Raw genomic sequence first — 18,263 nt, 5'->3', positions numbered from 1 at the left:
TCGGCATCGCTGTGGGTGGATGCGGATAGCGCGGTGGCTTTTGGGCGCCTGTAGGTCTGGTCTCTGGCGCGGGTCGGGATCTGCTTGCTGCTGGACGCAGGTGCCGCGGATGGCGGGCGGATGGGTTCGTGCCCGGTTCCGCTGCCGTCTGCGGCGGCGGGGCGTCCACCACCACCCGATCTGACAGGTTTGTGGAAGGTTTTTCGGGCGCCTGTTGCGGGGTGACCGGAATTGGCTGCTATGGCAGCTTGGCGAAGGGTTTTCTGAGAGGGTGGCTGCCGGGCGTGCGCCGTGCTATCGATCTGGCAGGAGATCCCGGCTCTGCGCTGCGCTCCGGCCGGGATGACAGGTTTGCCTGCTTCAATCACCTCGCCAAAAACGCCACCCCTGTCGTCCCGGACTCGATCCGGGACCTCAACCCCCACCAACCCCTCCAGCACCGAGCACGGGATCCTGTTCCGAACCGGAGGGCGCGGAATGCAGCACAACCCATCCGCGCGCCCAGCCAGGCGGCCACGCCCGCAGCGCGCAGCCTGCCAGAACCCTCACCAACGCCATTCGCCCGGCACCCAGGCGCCACCAGCCCACGCCTAAACACCAACAGCGTTCGCCCGCAGCGCCGGGAGAGGATCACGTGCTCGGTGCCGGCCACCAACCTACTGTGATATCTTGCCGCTGCCATGTCGGAATCCAGCCACAAGCCCGCAGATCCAGGCCCACTCAAGGTGGGCATCTCCTCGCGCGCCCTGTTTGACCTCGACAGCAGCCACAAGGTCTACGAAGAAGGCGGGCTGGAAGCCTACATGGATTATCAGCTCCAGCGAGAAGATGAAATCCTGCAGCCCGGTGTGGCTTTCAACCTGGTGCGCAAGCTGCTGGCGCTCAACGAGGGTGGCATGGACCACCCCGGGGTGGAGGTCATCTTGCTGTCGCGTAACAACGCCGACATCGGTCTGCGCATCTTCAATTCCATCGAGCATCACGGCCTCAATATTCAGCGCGCCATGTTTACCAGCGGTGCCTCGCCGTCGCTCTACATCGAGCCGTCCGGTGCGCAGCTGTTTCTGTCGTCCAACGAAGAAGACGTTCGCCGCGTGCTGATGGCCGGCTACGCCGCCGCCACCATTTTGCCCTCGGCCACGCGCGAGAATCGTTCAACCCAGCTGCGGCTGGCGTTCGACGGCGACGCGGTGATCTTTTCCGACGAGGCCGAGCGGGTCTACAAGGAGCAGGGACTGGAAGCGTTTTCCGACAGCGAGCGGCGGGCGGCGCTCAATCCCCTGGCCGCGGGCCCTTTCAAGCGCGTGCTCGAAGGGATCCATCGCATCCAGTCGGCCTATCCGATGGAAGAAAACCCGATCCGCACCGCGCTGGTCACCGCCCGTTCGGCACCGGCCCACAAGCGCGTGATTCTCACCCTGCGGGCCTGGGGGATTCGCATCGACGAGGCGATGTTCCTCGGCGGTCGGGCCAAGGCGCCGTTTCTGAGAGCCTTCGGCGCCGACATTTTCTTCGACGACCAGCAGATGCACTGCTCCACCGCCAGTCAGGAAGTCGCGACCGGGCACGTGCCGCACGGCATAGCCAACGAAGCGAAATAGGCGCCCTCGGGCAGGCCAGTTCCGGCAAGAAAAAACCCGCCAAGAAGGCGGGTTTTTTGGTTGACGCGATGGTCGGTTAGCTGTATCAGCCCGCTAGCGGCTGCGGCGTTCGGCCTGGAGCCGGCGCGCGTGGGCGATGATTTCCTCGCCGCTCATGCTGTCCAGGCTCTCGTATAGCCCAGGCAGTCCGCCCCAGGCGGCCGAGGAGTACATGCGCAGGTAGCGCAGCGAGGAGTCGAGCTCGCGGTACTGGTCCGGCGAGGTTTCGGAGGCAATGCGCTGCAGGCTTTCGGCAAAGGCCTCTGGCGAGGTGCCGTCGACCAGGTTGGCCAGGCCCATGCCCGGTTCGGCGAACTGACCCTGGAGGCGGGGCAAATCGCGCTCGGGATCGCCCAGATCCTGGACGGGCTCTTCCGGCGCCTCGCCGGCCTGGGAGCGCATGCGGGTCACGCGGTCGCTGACCGCTTCGGTCTGGTCTTGCTGGGTGGTTTCGGGCACCGCCGGTTCTTCGGGCTCGGACGAGCAGGCGCTTATAAAGACGGCCGCAAACAATAGGGTCACTGCTTTTTTCACTGCTGGGAACTCCGCTTTTGCAAACATGGGTTCGGGAAATTACTGGCGTTAGAGGGGCACGTTGGCCGACAGTTCCCGGCCTGCAGTGATTCGGGCAAACAGGTCGTAGCGGTCGGCGCCGTGAATGACCACTTCGGCCCAGTCGCCGGGGGCCAGATGCCCGGCATCTTCGATGATGACCTGGCCGTCGATTTCCGGGGCATCGGAGCGGCTGCGCGCGATGGCGTGGTCGGATTCGACCTCGTCGACAAGCACCGTTTCAATTCCGCCGACGCGGTCTTGCAGGCGCTCGGCGCTGATCTCGGCCTGGGCCTGCATGAAGCGTTCCCAGCGCTCCTGCTTGACCTGCTCGGGTACCGGGTCGGCGAGGGCGTTGGCGCGCGCACCCTCCACGGCCGAGTAGGTAAAACAGCCGACCCGGTCCAGTCGGGCCTCGGCCAGCCAGTCGAGCAGTTCTGAGAAATCGTTCTCGGTCTCGCCGGGAAAGCCGACGATGAAGGTCGAGCGCAGGGTCAGCTCGGGGCAGTCGGCGCGCCACTGCTCGATGCGCTGGAGGGTGTTCTCGGCCGCCGCGGGCCGGCGCATGGCTTTGAGCACGCGCTGGCTGGCGTGCTGAAACGGGATATCCAGGTAGGGCAGGATTCGGCCCTCGCTCATCAGCGGAATGATCCTGTCCACGTGCGGGTAGGGGTAGACGTAGTGCAGCCGCACCCACACCCCCAGCTCGCCGAGCGCTGCGGCCAGGTCGAACAGGCGCGTTTCGATCGGCCGGCCTTTCCAGTAGTCGGACTGGTAGCGCAGATCAACCCCGTAGGCGCTGGTGTCCTGCGAGATCACCAGCAGCTCCCTGACCCCGCGCTCGGCCAGCTGCTCGGCCTCGCGCAGGACCATGCCGATCGGCCGCGAGCGCAGCCTGCCGCGCATATCGGGGATAATGCAAAAACTGCACTTGTGGTTGCAACCTTCTGAAATCTTTAGATACGCATAGTGCGACGGGGTGAGCTTCAGGCCGCCGGGCGGCACCAGGTCGATGCGCGGATCGTGCGGCCGCGGCAGGTGTCGGTGGACCGAGGCCAGCACCGCGTCGGCCTGATGCGGGCCGCTCACGCCCAGCACCTTGGGGTGGATGCGGGTGATTTCGTCCGGCGTGGCGCCGAGGCAGCCGGTGACCAGCACCTTGCCGTTTTCGGCCAGGGCCTCGCCGATGGTCTCCAGCGATTCGGCCTTGGCCGAGTCGATGAATCCGCAGGTGTTGACCACCACCAGGTCGGCCTGCTCATAGCTCGGCACCAGCCGGTAGCCTTCCGCGCGCAGGCGCGAGACGATGTCTTCGGAATCGACCAGGGCCTTGGGACAGCCCAGGGAGACCAGGCCGATGGCGGGTGATTCGGTCGGGCGGGTGATCGTTTCGGGCATGGTTGGCAGAACGGTTCGTGGTGGCGGTAGTTTACGGGGTTACGGGTTACGGGTTACGGGCTTTTGATCCGGGCGGTGCCAGCCGTCGGCGATGCGGCTGCCGCGCTGCTCATCGACCGGCAGCACGCTGACGATCGCAAGGGCGAACAGCAGCAGGCAGAACACGATCGCCGTGGCCAGGCCGAACAGGGCCTGGAGCAAGCCGAGACCAAGAATGCCGAACACGGCGGCGAGTTTGGACGCCGTGCCCCAGAAGCCGAAGAATTCCGCGGCCTTGCCGTTGGGCGTGAGAATCCCCACCAGGGCCCGCCCGGCCGACTGCGAGGAGCCCAGGCTCAGCCCCGACAGCACGCCGGCGAACAGAAACACGTACTGCGCCTGCCACTCCACCCCCAGCAGGCTGGCGGCCAGCCGGGTCAGCAGCGGGGTCTGCCAGATCGCCAGAATCGCCGCCAGCCACAGCCACAGGGTGATCAGGTAGGTGCGGCGCGCGCCGATCCGGCTCTGGATGAAGCCGAAGGTCAGCGCGCCGACCGCGGCGGTGATCTGGACGGTGACGAACATCAGCACGCGCACGTCTTCATCCCAGCCGATGACCTGGCTGCCGTAGATGAACGAGAAACTGATGATGATGTAGATGCCGGCCATCATGAAAAAAATCGAGACAAGAAGGTTTCGCAGGTCACTGAAATGTTGCAAGTTACCGGCTGTTCCTAGAATTCGCTTGAAGCCCGTTTTTAACAGCCCCTGGTGCTCGGGCAGCGTCCTTCGGCGCCCGCGTTCGCGCACAAAGGCGAAGGTGGGGATGGCTGTCAGCAGAAAGAAGACGGCCGCGAACGGGCCGACCAGGCGCACGCGCTCGTAGTTCTCGGCGCTGACTTCGCCCAGGAAGGCCAGGGCGAAGATCGTCGAAACCAGGCCGCCGATGTAGCCCAGCCCCCAGCCCAGCCCCGAGATCCAGCCCAGATCCCGCTTGGGCCCCAGCCCGGGCAGGAAGCTGGCGATGAAGGCCTCGCCGATGGCGTAGGAAAAGTTCGACAGCACGATCAGGATCATCGCCGGCACGATCCAGCCGGGCTCGATGAACCACAGCAGTGCGGTCGTGACCACGGTGGCCAGGTAGCTGGCAAACAGGAAGCGCTTGCGCAGGCGCGAGTGGTCCATGATCGCTCCGCACACCGGGTTGGCAACGACGACCATCAGGTAGCTGATCGCCAGCGCCAGACTCCAGAGCAGGTTGCCGAGGCGGTAGTCGGGCCCGTCGCCGACGATGACGCGGGTAAACAGGTCGCCGAAGACGACGGTGATGATGAGCAGGGTGTAGGCCTGGTTGGCGAAGTCGAACATCGCCCAGCCGAAGATCTCGCGCGCCGGCGCGCGCTTGCGGCTGACCATCAGCGGGCGCGCTCCCGGTCTTCGGCACAGTGCAGGCACAGCGTGGTGGCCGGATCGGCCCGCAGCCGGGCTTCGGCAACGGGTTGGCCGCATTCCAGGCATTCACCGAATTCGCCGCGCTCAAGGCGACCCAGCGCGGCCTTGAGCCGCTGCACCGAAACGCTGCGACGCTGCTCGGCCGCCTTGGCCATTTCCTGACCCTGCAAAGCGTCCATCCGACTCAGACGACCCTGGCGGGTCTGGTCGAGTTCGACCGTGGCCGTGGCCGCCTGGCTGGCTTCGGCCCGATCCTCGAGCTCGCGCAGGCGCTGCTCGATCAAGGTCTTGAAATCGGTCATTGAGCGGATTTCTCGATTGCTGAAGCGCCATGATACGGGTTGCCGCATTAAGGAGGAGAAGGATCGGGTGGTGCCGGAGGATGGAGACGGATCGGGTGGTGGCGGACGCCCCGCCGCCTCCGGCGGCATCGATGTGGGTGGATACCGATCGCGCGGTGGCTTTTGGGCGCCTGTAGGTCTGGTCTCTGGCGCGGGGCGGGATCCGGTTTCGGCTGAAGGCAGATGCCGCGGATGATGGGCGGATGGCTCCGTGCTGATTTCCGCTGCCGTCTGCGGCGGCGGGGCGTCCACCACCACCCGATCTGACAGGTTTGTGGAAGGTTTTTCGGGCGCCTGTTGCGGGGTGACCGGAATTGGCTGCTATGGCAGCTTGGCGAAGGGTTTTCTGAGAGGCTGGCTGCGGGGCGTGCGCCGTGCTATCGATCTGGCAGGAGATCCCGGCTCTGCGCTGCGCTCCGGCCGGGATGACAGGTGCGTCATCTTGCATGACCTCGCCAGAAACACCGTCCCGTCGTCCCGGACTCGATCCGGGACCTGAACACCCACCCACCCCTCAAGCACCGAGCGCGGGATCCTGTTCCGAACCGGAGGGCGCGGAATACAGCACCCCCATCCGCACGCCCAGCCAGGCGGCCAAGCCCGCAGCGCGCAGCCTGTCAGAACCCTCGGCAACGCCATTCGCCCGGCACCCAGGCGCCACCAGCCCATGCCTTACCACCAACAGCGTTCGCCCGCAGCGCCGGGGCAGGATCACGTGCTCGGTGCCTCGCACCACCTCAAGCCCAACCACCAACAGCGTTCGCCCGTAGCGCCGGGACAGGATTCCGTGCTTGGCGCGTGCCACCATCCGAGCCCAGCCCCACCACCAACCGACCCGGCCCGACGCGCTACAATCGCACGCTTTGCCCCGCACCCTGCCGCCATGACCTTTCGCGTTCCGAACACCCTGGCTCTGCTGTTTTTCCTGATGGTGGCGGCGCTGGTTGCGACCTGGGTGATTCCGCAGGGTGCATTCGACACTGAACTCAACGCCCAGGGACGGGAAATGGTTGTGCCGGGTTCGTTCGAGGTCGTCGAAGAGCGCGAGTTGATGAGCCCGCTGGAGTTGTTCACCGCGGTGCCGCGGGCGTTTGCTTCGGCCAGCGACATCATCTTCTTTCTGTTCATCATCGGCGGTGTGCTGGCCGTGATTCGCGCGACCGGCACCATCGACGCCTTGCTCGGCCAGCTGCTGGCGCGATTCGGCACCCGGCCGGCGCTGCTGATTACCGCCGTGATCTTCGTGTTTGCCCTGGCCTCCAGCGCGATCGGCTCGTCGGGGGAGTACATCCCGTTCGTGCTGATCCTGGTGGCGCTGTGCCGGGCCATGCGGATGGACCCGATGACGGCCGTGGCCATGATTGTCAGCGGTTACGGCGTGGGCTACGGGGTGGCGGCGTTCAACCCCTACACCGTCGTGGTGGCCCAGGGCGTGGCCGAGCTGCCGACCTATTCCGGCTGGCCGGTGCGACTGGCGCTGCTGGTGCCGTTTGTGCTGATTGCCGTTCATCACGTCTGGTCGTACGCCGAGCGGGTGCGCCGCGACCCGAGCGCCAGCCTGGTTTACGACGATGCCCCGGTCGAGCCTGTTCAGCCGCCGAGCGATTACCCGGCCATGCACGGCGGCCACGTGGCGATCGTCATCGGCTTCTTTCTGGCCCTGGGTACGGCCGTGTGGGGGATCGCCACGCGCGGCTGGTACCTGAACGAGCTCGGCGCGGCTTTTCTGATTCTCGGGCTGGCGGCTGCCGTCATCGGCGGCCTGGGGCCCAGCCTGACCGCCGAGAAATTCATCCAGGGCGCCAAAGAGCTGACCGAGACCGCGCTGCTGGTGGGCGTGGCGCGCGGGATTGCGCTGATCATGGAGGACGGCCAGATCCTGCATACCATCGTCCACTACCTGTCGCTGCCGCTGTCGCTGGTCGGCGCCGAGCTCTCTGCGGTTGGCATGCTGGCGATTCAGTCGCTGCTCAACTTCTTCATCCCGTCGGGCTCAGGCCAGGCTTTCGTGACCATGCCGCTGATGGCGCCGCTGGGTGACCTGGTCGGCGTTTCGCGCCAGGTCTCGGTTTTGGCCTACCAGCTCGGCGACGGGTTTACCAACATGATCATTCCCACCAACGCCATTCTGATGGGGATTCTGGGCATGGCCGGGATTTCCTATGCCCAGTGGTTGAAATTTGCCTGGCCGCTGATGCTCAAGCTGTTTGCCTTCGCCGCCCTGACGCTGATCGGCGCGGTCTGGCTGGATTTTCAATGAACCAGGAGCGAGAACCCGAAATCGACATGAGTGAAACCGAAGCCGAACACTGGACGGTGCTGATCACCGGCGGCGGCGCCGGGCTGGGCGCGGCCATGGCGCGGCGCTTTGCCGAGGCCGGCTGGACGCCGATCATCGCCGACCTCGACGAGCAGCGCGCCCGGGCCGTGGCCGAAGAGATCGGCGGCGATGCCCTGGCGCTGGCCATGGATGTGACCACCGAGGACGATTGGCGGCGCGTGGCCGCGACCATCGAGCAGCGCTTCGGCGCGCTGGACGTTTTGATCAACAACGCCGGCGTGGCCGTGGGTGGCACGCTGGAAGAAACCTCGCTCGAGGACTGGCGCTGGGTGATGGAGATCGATCTGATGGGGGTGGTGATCGGCTGCAAGACCTTCGCCCCGCTGATGCGAGAGCGGGCCTCCGGCCACATCATCAACGTCGCCTCGTTCGCCGGCTTTGCCGCCGCGCCCGGCATCAACGCCTACGGCACCGCCAAGGCCGGGGTGATCGCGATGTCGGAGATGCTTCGGGCCGAGCTGGCCGACAGCGGGGTCGAGGTCTCGGTGCTGTGTCCGGCCTTCGTCAGGACCCGCCTGACCGAGACCATGCGCGCGCCCGACGAAGGCTATCAGCGCCGGGTCGAGCGCTGGATGGACAAGTCCGGGGTGTCGGCCGAGGACGTGGCCGAGGTGGTCCTGGGTGCGGTCGAGAAGCCGCGCTTCATGCTGCTCACCCACGGCAACACGCGCTGGTTGCACCGGATGCGGCGCTGGCTGCCGGAGACTTATTTCGGGCTGATGGTACGCGGTGCGCGCAAGGCGGCCGCCCGGACGGGCAAGTAAGGCGCGCCCGGCGCCCTCCGGCCGGCTACCACCAAAGCGAAATCGAAATCGAGCCGTAATCCTGGCCGCTGATCTGGCCTTCGAACTCGCGGCTGCGCCAGACGTGGGTGTAGGCCACTCTGAAGCGGTCGTGACTGTACTGGAAGCCGGCGAATAGCTCGTCGACCAGGCGCCGGGGTTCGACGCCGTCGCGACCGCCGAAGGTGTTGCCTTCGATGAACAGGTCGCGACCGACCGCGCGTCCCTCGGTACCGACGAAGAAATACCAGGTCCGGTCGCGGCCTGGCTGGAAGTAGCCGGTGCCCGACACCGCCGGCGTGATCCGCGGCGGGCCGTAGTCATTGGCCAGGTTGTGGCCGAAGCGCGCGAACAGGCCGGCGGCGAGGTTGGTGTAGACGTTGCCCAGGGTCAGCCCGCCGAAACCGGTCAGATCGTAGCCCAGACCGTCGTCGTTGCGACCGTCAAGCAGCCGGCGGAAGCGATCGTAGCCGAGCAGCAGCGTGGGTTCGTTGCGCAGCTGGGTGTCCCAGCCCACCGGCTCGGGCGCGTCCATGATTTCGTGCACGCCTTTCTGGATCTGCTCACCGAGCGCAGCCGGCCCGACCACGCCCAGGCCGACGCGCACGCGATCGGCCCCGCGCGGTTGCAGGGTGCCGGTGGCAAAGGCGACGTTGAGCCAGGCGGCGTAGGGCCGGTCATCCGGCGGGAACTGCGGATTCTCGATGTCGGCCGGGGTGAAGATGTTGTGGTTGATCGAGAAGGCGTAGGGCAGGGCATCGGCTTCCGAGAAGCCCGGAAAGCGGCGTGCGACCGAGGCCAGCCAGTCCGGCGCCGAGCGCGCCTCGGCGATGCGCTGGAAGCGAATGCCGCTCGTGTAGTAGCGGTCCTCCCCGGCGACCAGGTCGTTTTCGTATTCGATCAACCACAGCGTGGGCTCGGCTTCCTCTTCGGCTGGCTTATCGGCCGCGATACCGCCGGCGCTTAGAACCGTCAATGCAATCAGCGCAAAGGCTTTGCCCAAGTCTGTCACCGGCTTCTCCCGCTGAAAGCCTGGCCGTGACCGGGATGCCTCGAGTTGCTTGCCGCTGACGTTTCAAGGCCGCTATGGCCCAAAAGCGGCACCTTGCCGATGCCAGTGCCGGAAACAAACACTCTGAAAACAGGTGGGTACCGATAGTCAGGGGTCATTTTTCGAGGATTTTCCCATATTGGCGCAAAAGTTGCATGAGGTTTCGAACAGCTCCGAGTTTGGGGAGAATGCAATCAAGCCTCTGACGGCAGACGGACTCGACCGCGGCGATGCCGCCGAACACCTGATTCGTACGCTGCCTTCCCAGCTCAAGACGGGGCATATGGTCGCACGTCTGGATATTGCGTGGAGTAAAACACCTTATCCCGACCCGACCGGGCTGCTGCTGGAAAGCCCGGAGCAGAAGCAGTGGATGGTCGAGCATTGCCGCTGGGTCATCATCGATCTGCGCCGCAGCCGCAACCTTTTCCGTCCGCCGGGACGGTATGCCGATCCGATCTACGAACCTCTGCCGGCCATCCCGGATCAGATCCGGGCCCTGCAGGACAGCCGGATCGGACCGTCGCAACTGCGGCGTGCCTGGGCACTGCACCGCGAGCTCAATGAAAAAACCGCGCTATTGCTGCAGACCTTTCAGGATTCCGCGCGGTTGGACATGGCGGCGGTCAACGAGGTGGTCCGGAATCTGGCTGACGCGCTGGACGACTGTCTGGCCGGCCTGGTCTGGCTGACCCGGATCAAGGAAGCGCAGCACTACACCGCCCAGCACGTCGTCAACACCGCCATTCTCAGCATGGGTCTGACCTTTGGCATGCGCTGGCGGCGGGAGCGGATCGAGACCGCCGGTCAGGTCGGCATGCTGCACGATATCGGCAAGGCGCGGCTGGATCACGCCCTGCTCGACAAGGCGGGTCCGCTAAGTGATTCGGAGATCGAGGAGGTCCGCCGTCATGTGATCGTGGGCTTCGATCTGCTCAAAAGCCATCCGGATGTGCCCATGGAAGTCGCCAGCGCGGTTCGCAGCAGCCATGAGCGCCCGGATGGCAGCGGCTACCCCCATGGATTGAATGGGAACGCCATTCCGGTGATGGCCCGATTGATTGCCGTGGTCGATGCCTATGACGCCATCACCTCGGTTCGACCGCATGGTGCCGCCCGGTCCCACCAGCGCGCGCTGGGCGAACTCTGGCGCGCGCGTGGCAGCCAGTTCGAACCCGCCCTGGTCGAGGCTTTCATTCAGTTTCTGGGATGGGTGCCGCCCGGCACGCTGGTCCGCCTGGTCAACGATGAACTGGGCGTGGTGATGAACATGCGCTCGGGCTCGAAACAGCGGCCCGTGGTTCGCTCGGTGCGGCGGGTCGAAGGTCAACTGGTGCTGGGGCCGCAGCAGGAACTGGCGGCCCAGTTCGAGGACGATGACGAGGGCCGGATCGGCATTCGCGACATCCTGCCCGACGGTGCTGAAAACATCAGCATGCGGGCCCTGACCGGCGCCTTGATGCGGCTCTACGAGGCCGGCGAGCCTTCGGCCCCCGATGCGGCCGAGGATCCTGACGGCGCCGACGAGCCGCTGGTCTCGCCCGGGTCGCGCTGGCGTTTTTCGGGTCTGCGCAAGCTTTTTGGCCGGCGCCCGGATGCCGGTCCGACGCCGCCGGTGCAGCCGCAGGAGCCGGTGGAATCCGTTGAACCCTCGGCCGCATTGCGTCGCCGCATCCTGGTGATCGACGACTCATCGACCGTGCGCGAAACGCTCAGCCGGATTCTGGAACAGTCCGGCCATGAGGTCGAGACCGCCGACAGCGGTGAGCAGGGGCTGGAGCGGGCTTGCGCGCAAGTGCCGGAACTGATATTTCTTGATATTCTGCTGCCGGGCATCAACGGATTTGCCACCTTGCGACAATTGCGCAAAGACCCGGCCATGGCCGATGTGCCGGTGGTGATGATCAGCGGCAACCCGCAGGCCACCGACCAGTTCTTTCTCGGCCAGATCGGCGCCGACGATTTCCTGCCCAAGCCCTTTGCTCCGGAAGACGTGGGCGACTGCCTCGCCCGGCTGGCTGCGGCCGGACGTCTGAGTACGGCCGAATCGAACGCCTGAGCCATCCGCCAACGGCCTACTGGAGATGTCCACGGATCTGACCATTGCCCTGGCCGTGCTGGCCGGCATGCTGGCGCTGTTCGTCAGCAATCGCTGGCGCCTGGACCTGGTTGCGCTGGTGGGCCTGCTCGCGCTGGTGCTGACCGGGGTGATCACGACCACCGAGGCCGTGGCCGGTTTTTCCGACCCGGTGGTGCTGATGATTGCCGGCTTGTTCGTGGTCGGCGCCGGCCTGTTCCGGACCGGGGTGGCCGACGCCATGGGGCGGCAGGTCGAAGTGCTGGCCGGCGGCAGCACGGCGCGCCTGACGGCCGTCGTCATGCTGGTCACCGCCGTGTTGTCGGGGCTGCTGAGCTCGACCGGCACGGTCGCGGTGATGCTGCCGGTGGTGCTGGCCATCGCCCGTCGGCGCGGCATCAGCCCCTCGCTGTTGCTGATGCCGGTGGCCTACGCGGCGCTGCTGGGCGGGATGCTGACCCTGATCGGCACGCCGCCGAACCTGATCGTCAGCGGCCAGCTGGTCCAGTCGGGGATGGCGGGGTTCGGCTTTTTCTCGTTTCTCGCGCCCGGGCTGGTCATGCTGCTGATCGGCATGGCCTATATGCTGCTGCTGGGTCGCTTGCTGCTCCCCGAGCGGCAGGCCGAGTCCGAGTCCCGGGGCCGGTCCGACCCTGAGTGGATCGAGCTGTTTGCCCAGTATGGGCTCAACGAGCAGCTGCAGCAGCTGCGGGTGCCGCGCGGGTCGCTGCTGGCGGCCGCCGACGTCAGCAGCAGCGAGCTGCGCTCGCGCTTCGGCGTGACCGTACTGGCGATTGCCAGCACCACGGCCAGGGGACGGTTCGTGCGCAAGGCCGAGCCGGGCACCATGATCCGCGATGAGGACGATCTGTACGTGGTCGGCCGGTCCGGGGCCATTGCCGGGGTGGTCGAGCGTTTCGGCCTGCGCGTGGTGGCCGAGCGGGCCGAGTTGCCGGCTTCGCTGCTGCTGGTCGACGCCGTGGTGCCGCCGCGCTCGGCCTTCATCGGCCGAACGCTGCGCCAGCTGCGCCTGCACAGCGGCGCCGGGGTGACCGTACTGGCGCAGCGAACGGCAGGCTCCGAGGAACTGCTGCTGGACCTGGACCGGCCGCTGGCGGCCGGCGATGCCCTGCTGCTGACCGGCAGCCCGAGGGCGCTGCGCGAGACCGCGCGCTCGCGCCATGACCTGGTGCTGCTGGAAGATCTGCAGGAAGACGGCAGCGAGCGCGCCCATCGAGCGCCGGTCGCCATCGCCATCATGCTGGCCATGATGGCGCTGATGACGACCGGTCTGGTCAGCAACGTGATCGCGGTGATGCTGGCCGCGGTCGCGCTGGTGATCAGCGGCTGCGTGCGCATTGAGGAGGCCTACCGCAGCATCAACTTCGAGGCCGTGGTGCTGATCGCGGCCATCCTGCCCATGGCCACGGCGCTGGACAAGACCGGCGGCCTGGCCATTGCCTCCGAGGCGCTCATGAGCGCCAGCGGCCAGTTCGGGCCGCTGGCGGTCATGGCCGTGCTGTTCGTGTTCACCGCGGGCCTGAGCCAGGTGATTTCCAATACCGCGACCACCGTTCTGGTCGCGCCGGTGGCTCTGCAGGCAGCGCTGGCGCTGGAGGTCAGCCCGTACGCGATGCTGATGACGATTGCCATCGCTGCCTCCAGCGCCTTTGCCACTCCGGTCGCCTCGCCGGTCAACACCCTGGTCTTGAGCGCCGGCGGCTACCGCTTCATGGATTTTGTCCGCGTCGGCGTGCCGCTGCAGGTCGTCATGCTGTTGGCCACGCTGGCGGTGGTGCCCTTGCTGTTTCCCTTGTAGCTAAAGCCGCTCAGTCCTCGAACAGCACGGTGTGCAGGATCTTGTAGACGCCGGTGTTGTCCAGATCGACCGGCAGCAGATCGCTGCGATAACCGTGGGCCTTGGCCACGGTGCTGCCCTGCTGGTCACCTTCCATCGCCCAGGCGATGCCGAAGACGTGGCGGTTGCCGAACTGGTCGGGCTGGCTGACGAAGGGACGGCCGCCGGTGCCGTCCGGGCCGTCGAGCTCGGCGCCGCTTGAGCTTTGCTCCGGCAGCTGGTAGTCCTCTTCGGGCTCGCGCGGCGCCCAGATGCCGGGGCTGCCGGCGTCGCTGTCGGCGCCAACCAGCAGCAGGGTGGGGCGGTCGGGGTTGGCCTCGATAAAGTCCAGGGTGACCCCGATGGCCTTGTCGGCTCGACCCATGGCATCGAGCATGCCGCGCGCATTGGCCTTGTTGGAGAAGTTGTCGGTGCCTTCTTCTTCGGCGACCAGGAAGAACTCGCGGTCGGCGTCGGCGCTGAGCACTTCCAGCGCCTTGGCGACCATCTCGTCAAAGCTCGGCTGGTCCGGGTTGTAGGTCTCCAGCCCGCTCGCGGCCAGGCGTTCCTCGCGCACATCGTTGTAGGTGTCGACGGCGGCAAAGATGCCGATGACCTTGTCGGTGGCCGGATCCAGGTCGAGCAGCTCGTCGCGGCTGAAGATCACGGTGTAGCCGCGCGAGCGGGCCTCGGTGATCAGGTTGCGGCCGTCGTCGCGAACCCCGCGCTGGCCGTGTTCGCCGACCACGTCGGTTGGCAGCAGAAAGATTTCGCCGCCGAGAAAGATCAGGTCGGCGCCGCTTTCCATCACCCCGGCGGCAATCTCGGCAACGTTGCCGCGGCTTTCGTTGCTGGTCAGAAACACCCCCGTGCCGGGCTCGCCGATATGGCCGGAGTTGACCACGCCGACGCGCTTGCCGGCGGCCATGGCTTCGTGCATCAGGCTCATCGGTTCGCCCGAGGCCGCCACCAGCGGCTGATCGCGGTCCAGCCCGTACGAATCGTGGTGGACCTTCTTGCCGTAGGCATGCACGGTCGCGCCGGCGTGCGAGGTGGTCGACAGCCAGTTTTCCTGGTGCACGCGGTAGGCGGCAAGGCGCGCCATGCGGTCCCAGTTGAGCTGGCCGTCGGGGCCGGCGTAGAGCAGCCGGGCGGCGTTCCAGTGGCCCAGTCCGGTGCCGTCGGGATGGATGAACACGGCGTTGGCCGCAACGGCGTAAAGGGGCGCGATGGTGGCGCAGGAGAGCAGGGCGGACAGCAGGAGTTTTCGCATCATGAAACAGATCCTTGAGATATCGAGGTTGAACACTTTTATAGGGTCGGCAAGGTTACACCCGGAAGGTGTCAGGCATGTTGCGGCAACGGGTTTTCCAGGCACAACCCGCCTGAACCGCCTGAATTGGCGCACGAACGGTCAGAGGCTGTCGCGGCGCTCGCGGCGGGGTGCGACGGCGGGAACGTCGACGTCCAGTTCCACGGTTCGGGTCTGCTCGCCGACCTGGAATTCCAGGACCGCCTTTTCGCCGCGCGGGGTGGCGTTGATCTGATCCAGAAAGTCCAGCGGAGTGGACACCTCGGTGTCGTTGATCCGGGTGATGAAAGCGCCGGGCTCGATGCCGCTCAAGGCAGCCAGGCCGACCGCGGCGCTGACCAGCACGCCGGGGCCTTCGGGCAGGTCCAGCGCCGCGCGCAGATCATCGTCGGGCTGCATGACGGTAATGCCCAGCGCGGTGACCACATCCTCGTCCCCGCCCAGGCCTTCGAACGGGATATCGGCGCCGGCTTCGAGCACGTCCGGGGCAACGAGGATCGCCGCGCCGGTGCGCGCCGCCAGCGCCAGACCGTCGCTGGGGCGCGAGTCGATCAGCACCGCTCCGTCGTCGGGCCGCGAGACCTCCAGCGCGCCGTAATACGTGCCGTCGCGCAGTTCGTCGACGATCACCCGCTCGAGCGTGCCGCCCAGCCCGGCGATCAGCGCGGTGGCCAGATCGTGGGTCATGGGCCGCGGCATCTCGATCGCGCGCTGGGCGGCGATGATCGCTCGGGCCTCGTTCGGGCCGATGAAGATCGGTACCACCGAGCCGCTCTCGGGCTCGCGCAGCAGGACCACCGGGGCACCGGTCATGGGCACCATGCCGACCGAGGCCAGCTCTACCGCGATCAGGTCTTCGGGCGGCACCGCCAGGCGGCGTTCGTCGTCATTGCCCTGGCCGGGCACCAGCCAGGCGGCCAGCGCGAGCAGGGTAACCAGCATCAGCAGGCGGACGGTCATGACGTAGCCTCCGGGACATTGATTGACGCTCAGGGTAGCGCCTTGCAGCAGCCGCTGCCGTCAACGGGTCTTTTTTGTTTCATGTCGAAGCGGTTTACCATGCGGCCAGGCCTGCATCGGAATCCCCATGGTTGCCGCGACCCTGATCGTGTATCTCATCGTCTTGCTGGGTATCGGCATCTGGGCCCGCAACCGGGTCGGAGACAGCGAGGATTTTCACCTCGCCGGTCGCCGCATGGGGCCGGTGGTGGCAGCCCTGAGCGCGTCGGCCAGCTCGGCCTCGGCCTGGACCTTACTGGGCGTGAGCGGAGCGGCCTACGCCTGGGGCCTGCAGGCGATCTGGCTTGCGCCGGCCGTGGTGCTGGGCTTTTTCATCAACTGGGTGTTTATCGCGCCGCGGCTGCAGCCGGCCAGCCGCGCCAACGGCGCGCTGACCCTGGTCGAGTTCCTGGCCCGCGGCACGCCGGAGCGTGACGAGGCCCGGCTGCGCGTCATCGGCGCGGTCATCGTGCTGTTTTGCTTCACCCTCTACATCGCCTCGCAGTTCCAGGCCGCCGGCACGGCGATCAGTACGGCCACGCCGGTCGGTGCGAGCACGGCGATGCTGATCGGCGCGGCCATCGTCATCGCCTACGTCTTTCTCGGCGGCTTCTGGGCGGCCAGCGTCACCGATGCGGTGCAGGGGTTGATGATGCTGGCGGTCGCCATGGTCCTGCCGCTGGTCGCACTTGCGGCCGTCGGCGGGCCCGGCGCGCTGTGGAGCGGCCTGCAGGCGCTGGACGACCCCGGCCTGCTGCGCCTGGTCGATCAGCCGTCGCTGCTGCTGGCGATGGTGTTCGTGGCCGGGCTGTTCGGCATCGGCCTGGGCTATCCGGGCCAGCCGCACGTGGTCAACCGCTTCATGGCGCTGCGCTCGGCCGACGAAATTCGCGCAGCGCGCCGCATTGCCCTGACCTGGGCGACGCTGATTTATCTGGGCATGGTCTTGCTGGGCTTGTCGGGTCGGGTGCTCCTGCCCAGCTTGGCCGACGGCGAGTCGGTGCTGCTGGTGCTGACGGTGGATCTGCTCCCGGCGGTGCTCGGCGGGCTGGTCACCGGCGGGGTGCTGGCGGCGATCATGTCGACCTCGGACTCGCAGCTGCTGGTCGCCGGCAGCGCGGTCAGCCATGATCTGCGCCGCGGCAATCTCTCGCTGGCGCTGGACCGCACGGTGATCGTGCTCCTTGGGCTGGCCGCGGTGGCCCTGGCGCTGTTCTTCCCGGCCAGTATCTTCGAGCGCGTGCTGTTTGCCTGGCAGGTGATGGGCAACGGTTTCGGGCCGCTGCTGATCGTGCTGCTGTTCTTCGGCCCCGTCGAGGCCCGCTATCGCCTCGCGGCGATGCTCACCGGCGCCCTGTTGACCATTTTCATCAGCTTTTTTCCGCAGGTGCCGGGCAACGCGATCGAGCGGCTGGTGCCGTTTTTTCTGGCGCTGGGGATTGCCTGGGTGGGTGCCCGGGCGCCGGGCAGGTGATCGGACTCCGGACGAACGCGGTCGGTGGTTAAGCTTGGGCTGGTGGCAGGCCCCGAGCACGTGATCCTGCCCCGGCGCTGCGGGCGAACGCTGTTGGTGGTAAGGCGTGGGCTGGTGGCGCCTGGGTGCCAGGCGAATATCGTTGGCGAGATTTCTGGCGGGCTGCTCGCTGATGGCTCGGTTGTCTGGCTGGGCGCGCGGATGGGGCGTGCTGGTTTCCGCGCCCTCCGGTTCGAAACAGGATCCCGCGCTCGGTGCTGGAGGGGTTGGTGCCGGGGCCCGAGCACGTGATCCTGTCCCGGCGCTGCGGGCGAACGCTGTTGGTGGTTAGGCGTGGGCTGGTGGCGCCCGGGTGCCAGGCGAATGGCGTTGGCGAGGGTTCTGGCAGGTTGTTCGCTGATGGCTCGGTTGTCTGGCTGGGCGCGCGGATGGGGCGTGCTGGTTTCCGCGCCCTCCGGTTCGGAACAGGATCCCGTGCTCGGTGCTGGAGGGGTTGGTGCCGGGGCGCTGAGCACGTGATCCTGTCCCGGCGCTCCGGGCGAACGCGGTTGGTGGTAAGGCGTGGGCTGGTGGCGCCTGGGTGCCGGGCGAATGGCGTTGGTGAGGGTTCTGACAGGCTGCGCGCTGCGGGCTTGGTCGCCTGGCTGGGCGCGCGGATGGGTCGTGCTGCATTCCGCGCCCTCCGGTTCGGAACAGAATCCCGTGCTCGGTGCTGGAGGGGTTGGTGCCGGGGGCCCGAGCACGTGATCCTGCCCCGGCGCTGCGGGCGAACGCTGTTGGTGGTTGAGCTTGGGCTGGAGGCGCCTGGGTGCCGAGCGAATGGCGCTGACGAGGGTTCTGGCGGGCTGCGCGCTGTGGGCTTGGCCGCCTGGCTGGGCGCGCGGATGGGGGCGTGCTGGTTTCCGCGCCCTCCGGTTCGGAACAGGATCCCGTGCTCGGTGCTGGAGGGGTTGGTGTGGTACAGGTCCCGGATCACGTCCGGGACGACAGGACGGTGTTTCTGGCGAGGTCATGCAAGTGGACGCACC

The 18,263-nt window shown here is 66.9% G+C and carries 13 protein-coding genes; 6 read left to right on the top strand and 7 right to left on the bottom strand.

What is annotated here, in order from left to right:
• The first annotated feature begins 680 nt into the window (after nt 1–680).
• Entirely contained in the window at nt 681–1,601 is a 921-nt protein-coding gene (locus G3I74_RS05940; RefSeq protein WP_164210671.1) for a 5'-nucleotidase, read from the top strand.
• 93 nt (nt 1,602–1,694) lie between these two features.
• On the opposite strand, the gene G3I74_RS05935 is transcribed toward G3I74_RS05940, so the two are convergent.
• From G3I74_RS05935 to G3I74_RS05920, 4 genes are read right to left on the bottom strand one after another with little or no spacing between them, the layout of a single operon-like run.
• The gene (locus G3I74_RS05935; protein WP_164210670.1) at nt 1,695–2,174 is read right to left on the bottom strand and encodes a hypothetical protein; all 480 of its coding nucleotides are present in this window, start codon (nt 2,172–2,174) and stop codon (nt 1,695–1,697) included.
• A gap of 48 nt (nt 2,175–2,222) precedes the next feature.
• The gene (gene rimO / locus G3I74_RS05930; RefSeq protein ID WP_164210669.1) at nt 2,223–3,590 is read right to left on the bottom strand and encodes a 30S ribosomal protein S12 methylthiotransferase RimO; all 1,368 of its coding nucleotides are present in this window, start codon (nt 3,588–3,590) and stop codon (nt 2,223–2,225) included.
• 39 nt (nt 3,591–3,629) lie between these two features.
• The gene (locus G3I74_RS05925; RefSeq protein WP_164210668.1) at nt 3,630–4,985 is read right to left on the bottom strand and encodes an MFS transporter; all 1,356 of its coding nucleotides are present in this window, start codon (nt 4,983–4,985) and stop codon (nt 3,630–3,632) included.
• Nucleotides 4,985–5,323, bottom strand: coding sequence for a TraR/DksA family transcriptional regulator (locus tag G3I74_RS05920; RefSeq protein ID WP_164210667.1), 339 nt, complete (start codon nt 5,321–5,323; stop codon nt 4,985–4,987). Before G3I74_RS05920 ends, G3I74_RS05925 begins: the two co-directional genes overlap by 1 nt.
• Before the next feature lie 922 nt (nt 5,324–6,245).
• Here G3I74_RS05920 and G3I74_RS05915 point away from each other — a divergent pair.
• Both G3I74_RS05915 and G3I74_RS05910 read left to right on the top strand, forming a co-directional pair.
• Nucleotides 6,246–7,622 (top strand): YfcC family protein, encoded by a 1,377-nt coding sequence (locus tag G3I74_RS05915; RefSeq protein ID WP_164210666.1) that lies wholly within the window; start codon nt 6,246–6,248, stop codon nt 7,620–7,622.
• Between the two features lie 26 nt (nt 7,623–7,648).
• On the top strand, nt 7,649–8,467 hold the full coding sequence (locus G3I74_RS05910) for an SDR family NAD(P)-dependent oxidoreductase (protein WP_203594580.1): 819 nt from the start codon (nt 7,649–7,651) through the stop codon (nt 8,465–8,467).
• A gap of 25 nt (nt 8,468–8,492) precedes the next feature.
• Here G3I74_RS05910 and G3I74_RS05905 read toward each other — a convergent pair whose 3' ends face one another.
• Entirely contained in the window at nt 8,493–9,497 is a 1,005-nt protein-coding gene (locus G3I74_RS05905; protein ID WP_164210664.1) for a lipid A-modifier LpxR family protein, read from the bottom strand.
• Between the two features lie 178 nt (nt 9,498–9,675).
• On the opposite strand from G3I74_RS05905, the gene G3I74_RS05900 reads away from it, so the two are divergent.
• Complete coding sequence (locus tag G3I74_RS05900) at nt 9,676–11,595, top strand: response regulator (protein WP_203594579.1); 1,920 nt, start codon at nt 9,676–9,678, stop codon at nt 11,593–11,595.
• Nucleotides 11,596–11,620: 25 nt separating this feature from the next.
• Nucleotides 11,621–13,432: an SLC13 family permease gene (locus G3I74_RS05895; protein ID WP_164210662.1), complete on the top strand. Its 1,812-nt coding sequence runs from the start codon at nt 11,621–11,623 to the stop codon at nt 13,430–13,432.
• Between the two features lie 10 nt (nt 13,433–13,442).
• Here G3I74_RS05895 and G3I74_RS05890 read toward each other — a convergent pair whose 3' ends face one another.
• Both G3I74_RS05890 and G3I74_RS05885 read right to left on the bottom strand, forming a co-directional pair.
• Entirely contained in the window at nt 13,443–14,726 is a 1,284-nt protein-coding gene (locus G3I74_RS05890; RefSeq protein ID WP_164210661.1) for an alkaline phosphatase, read from the bottom strand.
• 138 nt (nt 14,727–14,864) lie between these two features.
• Complete coding sequence (locus G3I74_RS05885; RefSeq protein ID WP_164210660.1) at nt 14,865–15,722, bottom strand: bifunctional nuclease domain-containing protein; 858 nt, start codon at nt 15,720–15,722, stop codon at nt 14,865–14,867.
• A gap of 127 nt (nt 15,723–15,849) precedes the next feature.
• Here G3I74_RS05885 and G3I74_RS05880 point away from each other — a divergent pair, with 127 nt between their 5' ends.
• Nucleotides 15,850–17,235, top strand: a complete 1,386-nt coding sequence (locus G3I74_RS05880; protein ID WP_164210659.1) for a sodium/proline symporter — start codon at nt 15,850–15,852, stop codon at nt 17,233–17,235.
• Nucleotides 17,236–18,263: the final 1,028 nt, after the last annotated feature.

The organism is Wenzhouxiangella limi (assembly GCF_010499265.1).
GTDB lineage: Bacteria > Pseudomonadota > Gammaproteobacteria > Xanthomonadales > Wenzhouxiangellaceae > Wenzhouxiangella > Wenzhouxiangella limi.
This window is presented reverse-complemented; position numbering and strand designations above follow the sequence as displayed.